A 16,287-nucleotide genomic window follows, 5' to 3' on the forward strand; every position below is an offset into this window, starting at 1 on the left:
GACATGGCCAAATTCAAGACAAGAGCAAGAACGGTGGATATGTTGGGTCGCCAACAGATTGCTAATGTCTCGACCGCAATTAGTGAACTGTTTAAAAATGCTCATGACGCATACGCGGATCACGCCGAAGTCGATTATTTCAGAACCGATAACTTACTCGTAATAAGAGACAATGGTGTAGGTATGACACCAGATGAATTCGAAAACCGATGGCTTGTGCTGGGTACCGAAAGTAAATATGTTGCTCACGGAAAGAAAGCCGAAACCTATAAGCCTAGCGGAAAACCGGAGCGTGCGATTATGGGCGAGAAAGGTATCGGTCGCCTGGCTATTGCACTGCTGGGCCGCCAGGTATTGGTTCTGACCCGTGCCGAACGTCATGGAAAAATGCATGAATTGGTCATGTGTTTCATTAACTGGCAGCTTTTTGAAATGTCCGGGCTCAATCTGGATGAAATTGAAATACCTATGAAGCTGATCCAAGGCGATCGACTGCCAATCGCTGAAGACGTGGAGGAACTGATTGGAAAACTAAGGGAAAACGTTGTCAGTTTATCTTCAAGATATGGAGAGCAAGGTTTTCGCGAGGTTTTGGATGATCTGGACGATTTTCAATTGGATCCGCAGGCCATGGATGAATTTCTGGGCGGCATAAGTTTACGTAATAATGGCTGCGGCACCCATTTTTATATTGCTCCCGCCAATGAAGGAATAGTTCAAGAAATAGAGAACGAGCGCGAAACAGGCTCAAAAGAATTTACCAAGTTTCTCCTCGGTTTCTCCAATTCGTTATTTCGTGAATCTCCGCCACCGCCAATTGAAACCGCTTTCCGCTATTGGCCGACCGATGCGTTTGGAGAGGATTTAATTGGTGAAGGTGAATTTTTCACGCACGAGGAATTGGATACGGCGGATCACAGGATCAGCGGCCAGGTTGATGCATTCGGCCAATTTCAAGGAAATATTCGTACCTATGAGGAGGAAATCAAAGATCATGTTATTTCATGGAAGAATGGGAGCGGGAAACCGACTGATTGCGGGCCTTTCGAAATAGAACTGGGTTATATCGCGGGGGTTCAGCGTGAAAGCAGATTGCCCCCCGATGAGTGGAAACGTATCACTGACAAGCTTGATCGCATTGGCGGAGTATATGTATACCGGGATCGTATACGCATATTACCTTACGGCAATTCTGATGTGGATTGGCTCGATATAGAGCTTAAGCGCACAAAGTCTGCGTCTTACTATTTCTTTTCTCATCGAAGAATTTTTGGCGCCGTAAAACTGACACGCGAACACAATGGATTGCTAAAAGAAAAGGCCGGCAGGGAAGGTTTTCAACGGGATAACGCATACCGGCAGTTAAAAGACATCCTTGAAAACTTCTTCCTGCAACTGGCGACGGATTTCTTCCGGGAGAGCGGCGATTATTCGGAATACTTCAATTCCCGCAAAGCGGAATTGGAGAGATTGGAGCTGGCTCGACGAAAACGGGAAAAACAGGTTTCCACTAAACGAAGGAATATTGCAACTTTACTGGAAGGATTTTTCCAACGAACAGGGAATGGTTTGCCAGAAACGGAATTAGCAACTTTACGTAGCATGATCAAGCAGCGAATGGATTCCGCGGCGAGAATGAAAAACCCTGATGAAGCTTCCACGGCATTGCTGGATGCGGAAAAAGAAGCCAATCGCAGATTATCCGAAATACGTGAGAATTACCGTCTGGTGAAGCCGCGAGGAGTGGGTTTATCCCGAGCATTGCAGCGTGATTGGGATGCCTATTTGGCCGAGCAGGAGAAACTGGAAAAAGAATTGTTTATTCCATTCAGTCAGGAAGTTGCAAGATCACTCGGTGCGGTTGCCAAAGAAGCCAAGCTATATGTTGATCAGCGGAAACGTCTGAGTGAATTGATCAAGCAGCAGGCGGATGCAGAGAAAAAATCCGTCGGCCAGGAAGCCAGACAACTCAGAAATTCCGCCAATGATACACGATCGGCCGCATTACGGTTTGCAAGGGGGGCGATCCACGAATTACAGGATACGATCTCCAATGTGGAAGTGGAATTTGCGCAAAAGGATTTGGCCGGACTTTCGGAAGATGAAATTGAACATATCCGCAATAGTTTTGAAGGCCGGATTGAGTCTGTGGGGCGGAAGAACACCGAAACATTAAGCAAGGTTCGCGACATGCTGACCGCTATATCGTCAAATCTTGAGCAAGGTGTGGATATCGCGCAATCGGACATTGTTGAAGCGATGGATCAGGAATTACAAGGGTTAAGGGAACAAACGGACGCGGATGCCGAATTGGTTCAACTGGGATTGGCGGTTGCCGTGATCAATCACGAATTCGAGGCTGCAATAAAAGGTGTTCGGAGATCCTTGCGGGAGCTTCGGCCATGGGCCAGTTCGAATGATGGCCTTGCCGTTCTCTATCAGGAAATCAGGAACAATTTTGATCATCTTGACGGGCACTTAAACCTGTTTACACCGCTGCAAAGACGCCTATACCGGAAAGCCATCCCGATAAAAGGTTCCGACATCAACCATTATGTCCGCACCCTTTTTGAAGTGCGATTAAAAAGGCACGGTATCCAATTAAATGTAAGCGAGAGCTTTATAAATTCTGAGATCGTAAGTTTTCCTTCAACCGTCTACCCGGTATTTGTCAATATTCTGGATAACGCTATTTTCTGGCTTAAGGGTAAAGAGGGTGAAAAAATAATTGACTTGGATGCTGATGCAGGAACATTTCTCATTTCGAATAATGGACCGGCCATTCATAGGCGCGATTATGAAGCGATTTTCGAACAGGGATTTACCCGAAAACCCGGCGGACGAGGTCTTGGTCTCTTTATTTCCAGAAAGGCATTAAGCAAGGAAGGAATGGATATTACCGTTGTTCCTACCGAAGATAAAAATGGCACTACATTGAGGATTAAATGGCCTGATCATGATGACAATTCCTAATACCGTATCCGAATTCTCAAAATACGCTGCACAGGAATTTTTGCAGACGGCGGTTTTTATTGATGATCGAATCTATGGAAGGAAAGATGGGTCGGTCTCAGAATCTAAGCAAACATCCACGCCCAAGGGTCGTCCAAAAGCTTTAAAAAGCACGGATCAGAAAATTTCTAGCGAAATTGATGGAAACATTGAAGAAAATGACCAGGAAGAATACTCTCCTCGAAAGATTGTTACCAGTTTTGCAAAGAAACAAATAATTTGTTCGCTTTATCAGCCTAACATTAGAGAACCATTTACGGAAGAGTCCGATATTTTCGCTCTCTGTTTGGCTGCGGATATTGTAATAGTGGATTGGGATTTGGGTGGAGGCCCGGGTGAAAAAGTAATCGAGCTTGTTGATGGACTAATACAACAGGCTGTCGAGGATGTTCCTGAGCAATTACGTTTAATACTCGTATACACTCAAGAGCTCAATCTTTTTGATATCGCGGATCGCCTTTATCAAAAAATAAGCGAAAGTGTCGGGAATGCGATAAGTCCATTAGATGAAGAAGGTGGGCTTGCATTTCACACTTTAAACAGCAGAATATCGATTTTGGGAAAAACAGGAAGAAAGAGATCAGCGGAATACAAAAATCATGAAGTTCAAGAAAAAGACTTAGCCGACTTTGCCGTAAAAGAATTTGCCAAATTGGCCTCCGGTTTGTTACAAGCCACAACCCTGTTAGGTCTTGCTAAAATTAAAAAAAACAGTCGCAAGATTTTGTCCAAGTTCAATTCATCTTTGGATCCTGCTTTTCTTACACACAGGGCTATGTCTTTACCAGATGAAGATGCAGTTAATCATTTGGTGCCTCTTTTAATATCAGAAATCGAAGCGGTATTGGAGGATAGTTTGCCAAAGCCTTTAATAAGCAATGCGCTAATTAAAGATTGGTGTAAGAATGAATGGAAGCCCGGCCCACATATCCCGCCCTTACTCGGAAAAAATGCGGATCAAGTCAAAATCGCCATTGATTTTTGCTTAAAAGGGAAGGGAATGGGAAATGACCATAAAAGTGTGAGCTTAATTACTCAAGCAATTAAGAAGGGGGAATGGGTTGGAGATCGTAAAAAGATACGCGAGATCTCAAGCATTCTGTTAACTAGTGAAGATTCCATTTCTAACCACGAATTTTCAAGGCTAATGAGCAGCAGAACCTTTTACGGTAAACATCAAAAGATTTAAAGTTGGGAACAATAGTTTGCTTGGAAAATTCAGTATATTTACTTTGTCTTCAGCCGGTATGCGATAGCGTAAGATTAGAAGATGCACGGAAATTCATATTTGTTGAGTTGGATGAGATGCAGCAAGATGGAAAAAATAAAGCATCACATGTTCTTCTTTTATCAGAAAATAAACCAAAAGCAAGTTTTTGTATCAGCCAAAATCATTTAAATGCTATGTTTCCGAACTCCGGCCGGAATCTGATAAAAAGCAAGTACTACCAAAACTATCGGATAACAATCAGGTGTTTTCTGATACAAAATCGCTATCTCTTTGGCTTGATCAATTGAAGACATCACATGCACAGCGGGCTGTCGAAAAATTTGCAAGAGAGCTTTCGCGTATCGGGTTAACAGAATCCGAATGGTTAGGCTTCTGGACAAACAATAGCCTGCTGCAATGCCTGATGTCCTTACCCCTGAACAAAGACGAAGATGCATGTCTTCAGTTCGTGGTAGTAATACAAAACCGGAGTTGCTACTTAGAAAAGCGCTTTGGCATAAAGGATTGCGATACCGGCTGAAATCAGAGCTGCCCGGAAAGCCGCTTTGTATATACCTGATAAAATTGCGATTTTTGTGGATGGACGTTTCTGGCATAACTGTCCTGAGCATGGCTTTTTTACCGAAAAAAGAGATCATTCTGGAAAAATAAGATCACAAGAAATATTGATCGCGATAAAGAGGTGAATGTTTTGCTGAAACAGAAAGGTTGGATAGTTATGCGTATATGGGAGCACGAAATAAAACAATCACTGATAGAATAACAAAAAGAATTCTTTCATCATTGCCAATTCCTCGATCTGGAAGAGTGACCATTATCTGTACTAGCTCAAATCAACTTTAAAAGGAAAATTTGGCTAAATTCAAAGCAGCGGCCAGTGCGACTTTTACCAAGGACAAGCAAGTCAATTCTTCACTAATCCATTGAAAACAACTCAATTGGAATAAAAAAATATTTCTATTGATCATCAACAGTCAACAATATATAGATAACACTTGATTTATATATAATAGTTGAGACCTTTGCAAAACCATAAACCTTTCGCTGCAGATTTTTGTCAATGTTGAAGATCAGGTAAATTTCGGTGAATTCTTTGCAAAAAACTAAGAGATAAAGGCGCTATTGCGCCATTCTTGGTTAAAAGACGTACCTTGTCTGTGGTTGTTGTGAATAAAGATTCTTAACATACATTTCGGCAACTTTTCAGGTTATACGCCATTGCCTGCAGGGATATGCCAGGCATGAGCTTTGGCTAAACCTTGATAACGCAGAATTTTGCTGCCAAACCAGCGTGCCTGACTGCCAAAAGTACGTTCCACTACATACCGAGCTCTGGTGATTAAACGATTACGCTGTGATTGCCGCTGTGTCAGAGGCTTGTTCTTCATCGTTTCTCTACGCCGAATGCCGCGTGATTTCAAAGCTTCAAATGTTTCTGACTACAGTAAGCCTTATCAGCATGAATCGTAGTGCCTGGCTCGATTTCGGCTTTATCAAGTAGTGTTAGCAGCGGCTTGCTGTCATGCCGATTGGCAGCTGTGGTTTCAACTGCCACCACCAAACCGTTGTCACAACCAGAGTGTGCTGTTTATAGCCAAAAACCGACTTACCACCTTTCTTAAAACGTGCCTCGGCATCTAATGAACCACTTTAACACGCATGGCCGCTTGGGCATCCGACTCATCATCTCGTTCTTCACGATCATTGATCACTTCATAGGGTGGCTTGGTCTTAGGGCTTACGTGGACTATGTGTGATGCTGGCATTGATGTGACAGCCAGTAGCTACAGTAACATTGAGCATTGAAGGTTCTCCACAAACTAAATTCCAAGCGGCTAAATGCCACAACACTGACTATTGGGAGCATCATCTTCAAGGCCTAGAAAAAAGTGCGATTAGAATTAGCCATGCTTCAGGACAAGCATTCCATATACGATCAACAGCTTAGCAGTCCAAGGGAACAGGCGCCCCTGAACAAGGTGCAACCGAGCAATTGGAATTCCAATCAATCAGTTGGTTAATCTGATTAGTTTCCTTTACGGGTGCGGCGATACATTTCCGAAAAACAGTCAATCATATATTCGTAAGTATAATATATCATTCTGCTCGTTCATAGCGGCTTTTAACCGTGCAATGGTCTCTAGTTATATACATTCTATATATCATTTTCAACACAGGAGCTAACCATGCCGGTCACAACCTTCAATATTGATGAAAAAATGGGGAAAACACTTGAAGAACTACAAACCCATTTTGGCGCTTCTTCCAAAGCTGAAGTATTAAGAAAAGCGGTTGCGCTTTTGAAGATTGCCACGGAATCGGAAGCGGCGGATGGGTCGATTACTATCCGCAAAAATGACGAGGATCAGAAAATAATCATCAAGTAGCATCTCATCCCGTCATGACCACCCGTCAACTCAATCAAGAGACTGCTCAGCTCGGTGAAATTAACGAGGAAGCCAAGGCGCGTATTCGCAGTATAGATGCCGATACGCGTGTGCGCCTGTGGATGGCGTTAGTGATCAGTGCGTTGTTTATCCTGCTGAATGCAGCAGTGATTTTTCTGATCTGGAATGCTTTTAACGCTGATATCTCGCTGCTTAGAGAAAAGCTCATTCAAAACGATCAACGCCTGATCACGGAAAACGTATTCATGTCGTTAATCGGCGCCACTGTTGTGCAAGTGGGGGTAACGCTGGTTGCGATTATCAGCTATCTGTTCCCTAAAAATAGCGGGTAAGGCGATCAAAGTACAGTAGTGCCGTACTATTTTCCCTGACATTTACACCAACCAATCCGCTACATTCCCGTCAAATAAATCATTCCTGCGGCACCGCTCTCGGACGTCGGTTATTATCGATCGCCACATAAGTCAGCACCGCTTCGGTCACTTTGATACAGATTTCTTCACCGCCCTCGCGCACGCCGCGTTGGGCGTATACCGCCACATCGACGGTAATCGAGGTGCGCCCTACCTTAATAATGTCTGCATAAAAACTGACGAGATCGCCGACGAATACCGGTTGCTTGAATACGAAGGAATTAACGGCCACGGTTGCGACCCGCCCGCGTGCGCGCCGGATCGCCGGGATGCTGCCCGCCATATCGACTTGCGACATGATCCAGCCGCCAAAAATATCGCCGGCATAATTGGTATTGGATGGCATCGGCACCATACGCAGGATGGGTTGGCCTTCCGGTAAAGAAACACTGAGTGGTGCATCATTCGAACTATTGGACATGGCTGGTTTAGCGCTCACGGATTGTCATGGAAACAGAATCATTGTCATAGAAGTCCAAGAATACAATGATCCTGCATTTTGAACCAGATTTTCTTTGGCACAAGTTTCCATTCGTTTTTCCTCAAGAAACGCGCGAAAATAGCACCATCAATTATTCTTCTCGCGTAAATACTTATGGAACCCCTGTTTAATGCCGCCGCTCGCTGCTTGTCGGCTTGTGAAATCGAAGAAAAACTGCGCTTGACCGAACAAACCGCAGCAGCTTGGCGCGCTGGACTGTTATCGCTGCAATCCCAAAGCGAGCCCGAGCCCATCGGTGAATCAGGGCATCCCGCCAAACCGGTTCTAGTACCACCAGGCGATGTGCCTAAACGCCGTTTCGGCTCACAAACCGGGATCATTGCCTTGATTCATGCCATCACGCATATCGAGTTCAACGCCATCAATCTCGCTTGGGATGCAGTGTACCGTTTTCGCCATTTGCCGCAGCAGTTTTACCATGACTGGGTGCAAGTGGCCGCTGAGGAGGCCTATCACTTTCAATTGTTACGCAGTCGTTTGAATGAGCTGGGTAGCGACTACGGTGATTTACCGGCGCATAACGGTTTATGGGACATCGCCACGCGCACGGCTCTTGATCCGCTGGTACGCATGGCACTGGTACCACGTGTGCTGGAAGCCAGGGGGCTGGATGTGACGCCGGGTATTATCAAGCGATTGCATCAGGCGGGTGACGACAACACAGCAGCAGTACTGGAGATTATTCTGCGCGATGAAATCGGCCATGTGGCGATCGGGTCGCGCTGGTTTAAATATTGCTGTGATCAACGCGGACTGGATTCCGAGCAAACGTTTCGCGCATTAATCAGTCACCACTTCATTGGGCAAATCAGCGGCCCTTTTCATTATGAAGCAAGACAAAAAGCAGGATTTACCGCAGCGGAATTACAAGCACTGGAACACATGGAAGCACCCACAATCAGTTCGGAAAACTTTAAGTCATGGGATTCTCAGGATTAATTGCTCAGTCCGCTTTCACGAGTAATACGCGCAAGATCAAGCAAGTTGGCGGCACCAGTCTTGTGCATGATCTTGGATTTGTAAATTTCTACCGTCCGGTGACTGATACCCAGGCAAGACGCAATTTCTTTGTTGGAACGCCCTTGAACTGCCAAAACCATCACCTCCCGTTCACGTTCCGTAAGCTTTGCCAAGCAAGATATCATTTCTTGATTCCGTATCATCTCACCGACCCTTTTCTCAGCCTCAGCAAAAGCGGTTTGCACACAAACCAAAAGTTTCTCGCGTATCACCGGCTTGGTTAGAAAATCCATTGCGCCAGCCTTAATCGCTCTGACACTCATGGGAATATCACCATGCCCGGTAAGAAAAATGACGGGTAATACGATTTTGCGCCGCGACAATTCTTCCTGAAGTTGCAACCCATCCACGTCCGGCATTTGTACATCGATAATGATACAACCGAAAAAATCCGACTGAAAAGCACTCAGAAAAGCTTTTGCACTATCGAAAGATTGCACATGAATACCGACTTGTTCGAGCATCAAAGTGAGAGAATCCCGCACTGCGGCATCGTCATCTATGATAAAAACTATTGGGTTATGAGTGCTCATGGTGCAAGCGGCAAAGTAAAATGGAATTTAGCACCTGACTCAGCACCGGAATCCACCCAGAGCTGGCCACCATTGGTTTCAATCAGTGCCCGACTAATCGCGAGCCCCATCCCGATACCCGTTGGCTTGGTTGTAAAAAAAGGTTCAAATATGCGCTTCGCCATGGCTGAATCTAGACCCGGCCCATTATCCTGTATGGTTACTATCATCAGGTTAGTTTCGGCTAACACCATGGCAGTAATCGTCAAGGTAGGTAACTTTGTTGCATGCATGGCTTCAATCGCATTTCTAAATAGATTGACCGGAAAAAACTTTCTGTATCTGCGTGCAATTACATTGAACAGCAGGAAGATTCTGCTGCAAATCAAGCACTGGATAGAAAGTACCCATGACCATCATTACCAATAATGTTTAGCGCGTCATTGATAATATCATTCAGATTTGATCGCTCGGTTACCAATTCGCCTTCCTGCAGGAAAGCCAGCAACTCGTGCAGGCTATGACCAGCACGTTGCGCTTGTTCTACGCAACCTTCAAGTGCGCGTTTTAAATTATCAGAGTTTAAAACATCGTTGCCTAATTCGTGCAACACCACTTTCCCCATAAGCGGAAATTGCTGTAAGTGGCTGATTAAGTTCATGAGCAATCGCCGAAGCCGTGAGCGCTGCCACCTGCTGTTTAAAAATATTTTCCGTTTCGTCGCGTTGTGCTTGCAGCTTTTTCTGTAGATTCTTCTGTTCTGTCACATCCCGTGTAACGCCTACCAGCCGATCCGGTTGCCCGTTGTCAAAAATACACCCGCCCCCTTGCAGGATATCCAACGTGTAATACCATTGGCCGAATTTAACAACACGATATTCCGCTTTGAATTCGCCATCACCAGCGGGATTCAGTCGCATGATCGATAGCGGACTGTCGCGCCTGCGATCTTCCGGTGTATCCTCACGAATTCCTCATAACTGACGGTTTCACCCAAATGTTCACCCCATAATTTGCGCATCTGATTATCCCAATAAACGATATTGCGTTTCAGGTCGCAGTCAAAATACCTAAACCCGCTGCTTGTTTCGCTAAACGCAATCGCTCCTCACTGGCTGCGCAGTGCTCCTGGCCTAAGAACGCCGGCTCAGCAACATTGAATGTAATCAAAGATATAAAGCTGTTGCTGAGCTTCTATCGGGCTGAGGCTAACATCTAACAGCATCTCTTTGTGGTCTCGGCCTTGTGCGACAAATTCGTTGCTAACGCTCACAGAGTGCTTGATCGGTTCGAAGAACAGCTCATGACGATATCGATCTGTTTCCCGATACCGGCACAATCAGTATTTCAACCGCCAATCCACTGAGTTCATCTTCGGTATAGCCAAACAATTTTTGCGCCACTGGGTTAACCAACACAATGTGGCCAGAATCTTCAGTCAATAGCATTGCATCGGCTGCTCGCATCAAACAGCGTTTGAAAACCTAAATTTTTCAGCACTTCTATCAAAGTTATATCCCTGCTCTTCAGCATTTCATAAAGAAGATTTAAAAAGCTTTACCAACAAAAACCAATTCTTCTCTATAAATATTTGACACATAAGGGTTTACCCTTACGTGCTACAGCGCGGATTTTGCCGCTTGTTATTTCTCTTGTGTAGGATTTGCAAAGGTAGGAAATATGATACAGATTTGCCAGTCACTTTCTTAGGTTATTGATATCGCTTAGGTTCTTCGGGACGGCTTTTTCAATGATATGGATATATCGGGAAATTATCTACGTGTGGTCATCTGCCTCATATTTAGCAAAAGATAAGAAATTATGACCAAGAAAAACATAGGAATAACTTTCACAGTTACAGCAAATGACCAGTAATTTTCTTATTGTTATTTTGCGAAATTCCGTTGACAGCACCTATCAATAAAGGCTTCAGACCAATCTTCGACATCATAATTTTATATATCTATTAACTACTTATGCCCTTTGATGTGTTGTTTTCGCTACGTTAAAACTTTTAACAGTTTTGGAGAAAATTAAATGAATAAAAATACACTAGCCCTGCGGATATATTCTGACTTCCTATCGATGCTGCCGAACACAATATTCGCTGAAGATGTATCGAAGAACCAACCGACAACAGAGAAAACTGAAGTGGTCCCCCTACAACTGTACAACCTGAAAGTAGAATTAAGCTCTGCCATGGGTAGTTAATCAAGCTACGGCGGCCTGATGAATTGCTTGAAATTGATAGTAAACCTCATTGGGAGTTTGGTTATCGAGAGCTTTGATGAAAACGTTCCTGATTGTACCAGTCAAACCACTGAGTCAAACTTTTCCTTACCTCCTTTAAGTCACTAAATGCCCTGGTGTATAAGAACTCATACTTTACTGTACGCCATAGCCGTTCAACAAAAATATTATCCTGATAACAACCCTTTCCATCCATGCTGACCTGAACATCGTGATTTCTCAAAACAGCAATCCATGCTTCGCTGGTGAATTGAGCACCCTGATCGGTATTGAATATCTGCGGACAGCCGTGATCTTGAATAGCATCCTCCAATGCCTGAACGCAGAAATCCGCATTCATCGTGTTGGATAAGCGCCAGCTCAGTACTTTACGGGAATGCCAGTCCATGATGGCAACCAAATAGCCAAAGCCTTTCTCCATCGGTACATAGGTAATATCAGCAGCCCAGACTTGATTGGGTCGATTGATTACCTTACCTTTGAGCAGATAAGGATATATTTTGTGTTGTTTGGCTGGAATACTGGTTCCCGGTTTGGGCGCGGTGCTGATAATGCCCAGAGTCTTCATCATGGATGCTGCTTTCTTGCGACCGATCAGTATTCCCTGACGCAAAAACCACGTGGCGTAGCTGCGTGATCCATATTGCGGTGTTTTTAGGTATTGCTCATCCATTTTTCGTAGCAAAGTCAGTTCCGCGTCAGTAGCTGGTTGTGGCTGATAATAATATGTCGAGCGCGCCAAACCTAGTAAGTGGCATTGGCGAACACGACTTGGTTTGTCGTTAAGCTCAATCATCATCTTGCGTTCCGTTGTGCTTAATGATCGAGCTTTCTGGCTAAAAAATCGCGTTCTCCGTCAGTTGCCCTATGACACGATGTAAATCGTCTGTGGTTTGTCCGCTTGCTTTGCCAGCACTGTTGTTCTTGGAAAACAACTCGGCCGCTTGTTCTATGAGTTGCCGTTTCCAGCTATTGATCTGCGTGGGATGTATTCCATAACGTGTGCCAGTTGCGCAATGGTTTCATCTCCCATATCGCCGCCAGCGCTTTTTTCGCCTTGAATTCACTGGACTATTGTGCGCGTATATGCTCATGATTATGATCCTCGGATTGTCCATATTCGCTGAAGATGTATCAACCTGTACAGTTTTGCGGTACCACTTCAAACTCCCAATGAACTTCAGCGCGAACAATCCCAATCACTAACTTTATTATAAGAGGAGCGTAACCATGTCATTGTCCAGTCTTCTCGTACCGGCGATACTGTTCTTCGCATTGGGTATGTTTGCCTGTCTCATCAAATCGGATCTGAAATTCCCCCCGATATGCATAAGATGATCGTGATCTATTTGCTGATCGGTATCGGGCTTCATGGTGGCAAGGCACTTGCCGGATCAGACATGGCATCTGCTATTCCTGCTGTATGGGCAGCACTTGCGTTTGGCTGTGGCTTGCCTATCGTTGCTTATATCATCTTGCCAGCACTCGGAAAAATAGATCCTCTCAATGCTGCTGCCATTTCTGCGCACTATGGTTCGGTGAGCGCAGGGACCTATATGACGGCGGTAGCGTTCCTGGGAGGTATCGGCGTAACGTATGAGGCTTATCCCGTCATCATGCTGGCGATCATGGAATCACCTGCAATCATGATCGGCTTGGTGCTTGCCGGTTATTCCCGAAGAATCATGGGCGGAGCGTCCAAAATGGACAAAGGGATGATGAAGCATCTGATGATCGACGCCTTTACCAATGGCAGTATCTTATTATTGTTCGGCTCCATGGCAATTGGTTGGGTTGTTTCAGACGTCAGTTACAAGAAAATTGAACCTTTCTTTGAACTCATCTTCATGGGTGCTTTATGTATCTTCCTGTGCGATATGGGGATGGAGGCCGGCAAAAGGCTGTCGGAGTTCAAATCTGTGGGTCTTTTCTTGGTCAGTTTTGGCATCGCCATGCCCATAATTGGCGCGATATGTGGGCTATTTGTAGGTCACTTCCTCCTGGGCTATTCGGTGGGAGGTATCACGTTGGTAACAGTACTTGCAGCCAGTTGCTCCTACATCGCGGTTCCACCGGCGATGCGCCTTGCAATCCCTGAGGCCAATCCATCGTTCTATCTGACTTTATCGCTCGGAGTTACTTTCCCGTTTAACGTGGTGGTTGGTATTCCCACCTATTATGCAATTGCCCAGTACTTACATGAAACTTATTATCCGTGGTAATTGGCATTCACCGGCTACTATGGAGCAGGTTTGGTATCGCCTAATACTTATCCATTAATGTCATGCTGTAAGTTATCAGGCGGTGGCGTCGTAAAAAAGCGCTGCCGCCAAGTGTCCAGGATGGCAACACAGGGTAAGAACCTGACTCATTTGAATGCATTACTTATTGAAATTCCTCAAGATAACCTCCAGTACTTATTTACCGGAGTGTTCAAATCTTGACTATCACATAACTATCTTTTGGAGGAAAATCATGGCATTAGGACCAGAAATATTAAAAAAAATGATACGGATCGAGATCGTCGTTAACGAAGAGTCACTAGACACTCTGATCAAATTGTTTCGGGATGCCAATGTGCGCGGCTACACAGTCATCAAAGGGGCAGGCGGCCTTGGATCAACCGGCGAACGCAATCCAGATGACTACGTTTTGCAGCAACCCAATGCCGTCATGGTACTCGCCTGCGAAGAAAATCAAGCGGAAAAAATCATCATGCTACTTCACCCCGAGTTAAAAGATCTCGGCGGCATGTGCTTGGTTTCCGAATGTCATTGGGTTCTGGGACCCACGGTTTCATATTGAACTGAACGAATGCAGAACGATCCAGAAGCAATCAAACTAAGGAGCCAAACTGAGCCTCGGCTGATATCAGCCGGGGCTCAGCATTCAGCTTGATTGAAAATAAAAATGGTTCCTGCATTACAGAGCACAAGCGTTTATGGAAGCAGCGAAGAAGGAATCGCAACAATCCAGCCGATTAGGTTGCCAATCAGTATCTAAACACTCCTATTTGAGCAGTGCGTCAATCCACGCACAGTACGTTCAGCCTAATTCTCACCGATTGCAGCACTATCCAATATGACATATTCATGGCTCCAGTCAAACTGCCAGTTCCACTGGCCAAGAATCCCGGCAGGATAAAAACTTGTGTCGTTGATGTGTGGGGCTTGTTGTCCCAATCCAGTATAAAACGTTGCACTAGACATACGATCCTTGTAACCCTAAACCTGTAGTAAGCATTCGAACAAACATTGTGCTGTTCTTAGTTGTTTTTTTCGCAATATAAGGGTTTGCGCTTAGGTGCTTGCACGGATTTTACCACTTGCCACTCCCAAGTAATATTTAAAAAAGCTAACAAATTAAATTGGGTTTTTACCTGAGCACAGCTGATTTAAAGAAAGGAGTATAAAAATATGACTTGGAAGAATATGCAAATTACCTGCTGGGTAGTCTTTCTCATCATTGGATGTTTCTTGTGGAGTAAGCATCTATTCGCTGCCGGAGAAGACGATCCGAAGAAAAAAACAACCGAGAAGCCATCCATTATCTTCAAAAACAACACCGCACCCAACGGCACTCCATTCAGTGCTCAGGAAACTGTAGGGCACACACGGTTTGACTTTGATAGCCTAACTACATTAATGGAACAACATAAAACGCCACTTGCAGCCATGGCGCCGGATTGGCTTAATGTAGCGATCGAACATCGTACCCGTTACGATGTATACGATCACGGCTTCACCAAAAGTATTCCAGGGTTCAATGACCAGATTCATCAACGCACTCGATTCTTGATGGAAATTAAGAATATCATTGATCCCCTCAAGTTCACGCTTGAACTGACAGATATCCGTGCTCCGCTGGCCAACTTCGGGCAAGATCATAACCCGAATATAGCCGATCATTTTGACTTTACCCAAATGCACCTTGGTTTGCACGACAAAAATTTTCTAGGTACGGGCTATGCGGGGAAATTCGAAGTAGGTCGTTTCATGATGGATTTGGGTGAATCCCGCCTGGTAGGCGGCCATCGCTGGGGAACCTTATCGCCCGCATTCGACGGCTTGCACTTCATGCTCGGCAATACGGATCAAAAATGGAGTTTGCGCGTGTTTGGTTCACGGCCGGTGCAACGGGAGACGACATCGTTGAATTGGAACACTCCCGAATCTTATTTCTCAGGCGCGTATATCACCAACCGCGACTTGCGCTGGATTAACTTCGATGGTTATTTTTTCCAGTTGAACGAAAACAATTCTCTTAAACAACGAAATTTATCAACCACCGGTTTCAGATTGTTCGCCAAGCCTACAAAAGGCAGCATGGATTATGAGATTGAATCCATGTATCAGTTTGGCGATACCCGGGATAAAAGCCTGTTCGCCCATCGCCATCACGGCGAGGTAGGATATAGTTTCAATACGCCAATGCCGCTCAGAGCTGTTTACTTGTTCGATTTTTCATCAGGAAGTCGCGATCCCGATAAGAATTTTGATATTTTGTATGCAAAGCGCCGCGTCGAGTATGGTCCGACGGGGATGTTCGGCCCCTTTTTCCCATCCAATCTTTTTTCCCCCGTCGGTTTTCGTGCAACGCTTGTACCAACACCTACCGTACGGTTGATGCTGGCTCACCGTGCCTACTGGTTAGCCGATAAAAATGGCGCGTATGTCGGTAGCGGCTTGCAAGACCCAACCGGCCGAGCCGGCAGTTTCTTGGGTAATATGCTGGATGTCAGCTTAGGATGGGATCCGCAATGGAGTTACTTAAAACGTGTGAGCTTCGATATTGGTTATAGCCACATATTCAAAGGATCTTACTTTGATAAAGTTGCACAAGGCCTTTCCGTTGACACTAACTATGGATATACGATGGCTACCTTTAAATTCTAGCTTCTTGAAGTAAGAATAATATAAATCTAAAAGTATATAATTAG

The 16,287-nt window shown here is 44.9% G+C and carries 19 protein-coding genes and 1 pseudogene; 9 read left to right on the top strand and 11 right to left on the bottom strand.

Annotated elements, in window-relative coordinates; all coding sequences use genetic code 11:
• The first annotated feature begins 3 nt into the window (after positions 1-3).
• The 3 genes from Q0K92_RS04285 (at position 4) to Q0K92_RS13045 (ending at position 4,894) form a co-directional block, all read left to right on the top strand.
• Positions 4-2,973: an ATP-binding protein gene (locus tag Q0K92_RS04285; protein ID WP_297324567.1), complete on the top strand. Its 2,970-nt coding sequence runs from the start codon at positions 4-6 to the stop codon at positions 2,971-2,973.
• Entirely contained in the window at positions 2,957-4,201 is a 1,245-nt protein-coding gene (locus Q0K92_RS04290) for a response regulator receiver domain (RefSeq protein WP_297324568.1), read from the top strand. Before Q0K92_RS04285 ends, Q0K92_RS04290 begins: the two co-directional genes overlap by 17 nt.
• Before the next feature lie 477 nt (positions 4,202-4,678).
• Positions 4,679-4,894 (top strand): hypothetical protein, encoded by a 216-nt coding sequence (locus Q0K92_RS13045; protein ID WP_366084030.1) that lies wholly within the window; start codon positions 4,679-4,681, stop codon positions 4,892-4,894.
• 557 nt (positions 4,895-5,451) lie between these two features.
• On the opposite strand, the gene Q0K92_RS04295 is transcribed toward Q0K92_RS13045, so the two are convergent.
• The 3 genes from Q0K92_RS04295 to Q0K92_RS04300 form a co-directional block, all read right to left on the bottom strand.
• On the bottom strand, positions 5,452-5,664 hold the full coding sequence (locus Q0K92_RS04295; RefSeq protein WP_297324569.1) for a transposase: 213 nt from the start codon (positions 5,662-5,664) through the stop codon (positions 5,452-5,454).
• Complete coding sequence (locus Q0K92_RS13050; protein WP_366084043.1) at positions 5,661-5,801, bottom strand: transposase; 141 nt, start codon at positions 5,799-5,801, stop codon at positions 5,661-5,663. Before Q0K92_RS13050 ends, Q0K92_RS04295 begins: the two co-directional genes overlap by 4 nt.
• Positions 5,802-5,880: 79 nt before the next feature.
• Complete coding sequence (locus Q0K92_RS04300; RefSeq protein WP_297324570.1) at positions 5,881-6,009, bottom strand: hypothetical protein; 129 nt, start codon at positions 6,007-6,009, stop codon at positions 5,881-5,883.
• Between the two features lie 420 nt (positions 6,010-6,429).
• Here Q0K92_RS04300 and Q0K92_RS04305 point away from each other — a divergent pair, with 420 nt between their 5' ends.
• Entirely contained in the window at positions 6,430-6,630 is a 201-nt protein-coding gene (locus Q0K92_RS04305; RefSeq protein WP_297324571.1) for a hypothetical protein, read from the top strand.
• 14 nt (positions 6,631-6,644) lie between these two features.
• Entirely contained in the window at positions 6,645-6,983 is a 339-nt protein-coding gene (locus tag Q0K92_RS04310) for a hypothetical protein (protein ID WP_297324572.1), read from the top strand.
• A gap of 79 nt (positions 6,984-7,062) precedes the next feature.
• Here Q0K92_RS04310 and Q0K92_RS04315 read toward each other — a convergent pair whose 3' ends face one another.
• Positions 7,063-7,485 (bottom strand): acyl-CoA thioesterase, encoded by a 423-nt coding sequence (locus Q0K92_RS04315; RefSeq protein ID WP_297324573.1) that lies wholly within the window; start codon positions 7,483-7,485, stop codon positions 7,063-7,065.
• A gap of 174 nt (positions 7,486-7,659) precedes the next feature.
• Between Q0K92_RS04315 and Q0K92_RS04320 the strand changes: the two genes are divergently transcribed.
• On the top strand, positions 7,660-8,505 hold the full coding sequence (locus tag Q0K92_RS04320) for a ferritin-like domain-containing protein (protein ID WP_297324574.1): 846 nt from the start codon (positions 7,660-7,662) through the stop codon (positions 8,503-8,505).
• Here the strand turns inward: Q0K92_RS04320 and Q0K92_RS04325 are convergent.
• From Q0K92_RS04325 to Q0K92_RS04350, 6 genes and pseudogenes are all read right to left on the bottom strand, one after another.
• Complete coding sequence (locus tag Q0K92_RS04325; protein ID WP_297324575.1) at positions 8,502-9,119, bottom strand: response regulator; 618 nt, start codon at positions 9,117-9,119, stop codon at positions 8,502-8,504. The two genes, Q0K92_RS04320 and Q0K92_RS04325, sit on opposite strands and share 4 nt — an antisense overlap.
• Positions 9,116-9,391 carry an ATP-binding protein gene (locus Q0K92_RS04330; protein ID WP_297324576.1) on the bottom strand — a complete coding sequence of 92 codons (276 nt, stop codon included), beginning with the start codon at positions 9,389-9,391 and terminating at the stop codon, positions 9,116-9,118. The genes Q0K92_RS04325 and Q0K92_RS04330 overlap by 4 nt, the downstream gene beginning before the upstream one ends.
• A gap of 92 nt (positions 9,392-9,483) precedes the next feature.
• Positions 9,484-9,711, bottom strand: a complete 228-nt coding sequence (locus tag Q0K92_RS04335; protein ID WP_297324577.1) for a hypothetical protein — start codon at positions 9,709-9,711, stop codon at positions 9,484-9,486.
• Positions 9,674-10,018: a hypothetical protein gene (locus Q0K92_RS04340; protein WP_297324578.1), complete on the bottom strand. Its 345-nt coding sequence runs from the start codon at positions 10,016-10,018 to the stop codon at positions 9,674-9,676. Before Q0K92_RS04340 ends, Q0K92_RS04335 begins: the two co-directional genes overlap by 38 nt.
• A 381-nt stretch (positions 10,019-10,399) precedes the next feature.
• Positions 10,400-10,546 carry a PAS domain S-box protein gene (locus Q0K92_RS04345; protein WP_297324579.1) on the bottom strand — a complete coding sequence of 49 codons (147 nt, stop codon included), beginning with the start codon at positions 10,544-10,546 and terminating at the stop codon, positions 10,400-10,402.
• Positions 10,547-11,309: 763 nt separating this feature from the next.
• Positions 11,310-12,392: pseudogene (locus tag Q0K92_RS04350) on the bottom strand (IS3 family transposase).
• A gap of 281 nt (positions 12,393-12,673) precedes the next feature.
• Here Q0K92_RS04350 and Q0K92_RS04355 point away from each other — a divergent pair.
• Complete coding sequence (locus Q0K92_RS04355) at positions 12,674-13,570, top strand: sodium-dependent bicarbonate transport family permease (RefSeq protein WP_297324580.1); 897 nt, start codon at positions 12,674-12,676, stop codon at positions 13,568-13,570.
• Positions 13,571-13,823: 253 nt separating this feature from the next.
• Positions 13,824-14,153 carry a transcriptional regulator gene (locus Q0K92_RS04360; RefSeq protein WP_297324581.1) on the top strand — a complete coding sequence of 110 codons (330 nt, stop codon included), beginning with the start codon at positions 13,824-13,826 and terminating at the stop codon, positions 14,151-14,153.
• A 245-nt stretch (positions 14,154-14,398) separates the two neighbouring features.
• On the opposite strand, the gene Q0K92_RS04365 is transcribed toward Q0K92_RS04360, so the two are convergent.
• Positions 14,399-14,557 (bottom strand): hypothetical protein, encoded by a 159-nt coding sequence (locus Q0K92_RS04365; protein WP_297324582.1) that lies wholly within the window; start codon positions 14,555-14,557, stop codon positions 14,399-14,401.
• 207 nt (positions 14,558-14,764) lie between these two features.
• Between Q0K92_RS04365 and Q0K92_RS04370 the strand changes: the two genes are divergently transcribed.
• Positions 14,765-16,243 carry an alginate export family protein gene (locus tag Q0K92_RS04370; RefSeq protein WP_297324583.1) on the top strand — a complete coding sequence of 493 codons (1,479 nt, stop codon included), beginning with the start codon at positions 14,765-14,767 and terminating at the stop codon, positions 16,241-16,243.
• Positions 16,244-16,287: the final 44 nt, after the last annotated feature.

The sequence above is a fragment of the Nitrosomonas sp. genome (assembly GCF_024282095.1).
In the GTDB taxonomy this organism is placed as follows: domain Bacteria; phylum Pseudomonadota; class Gammaproteobacteria; order Burkholderiales; family Nitrosomonadaceae; genus Nitrosomonas.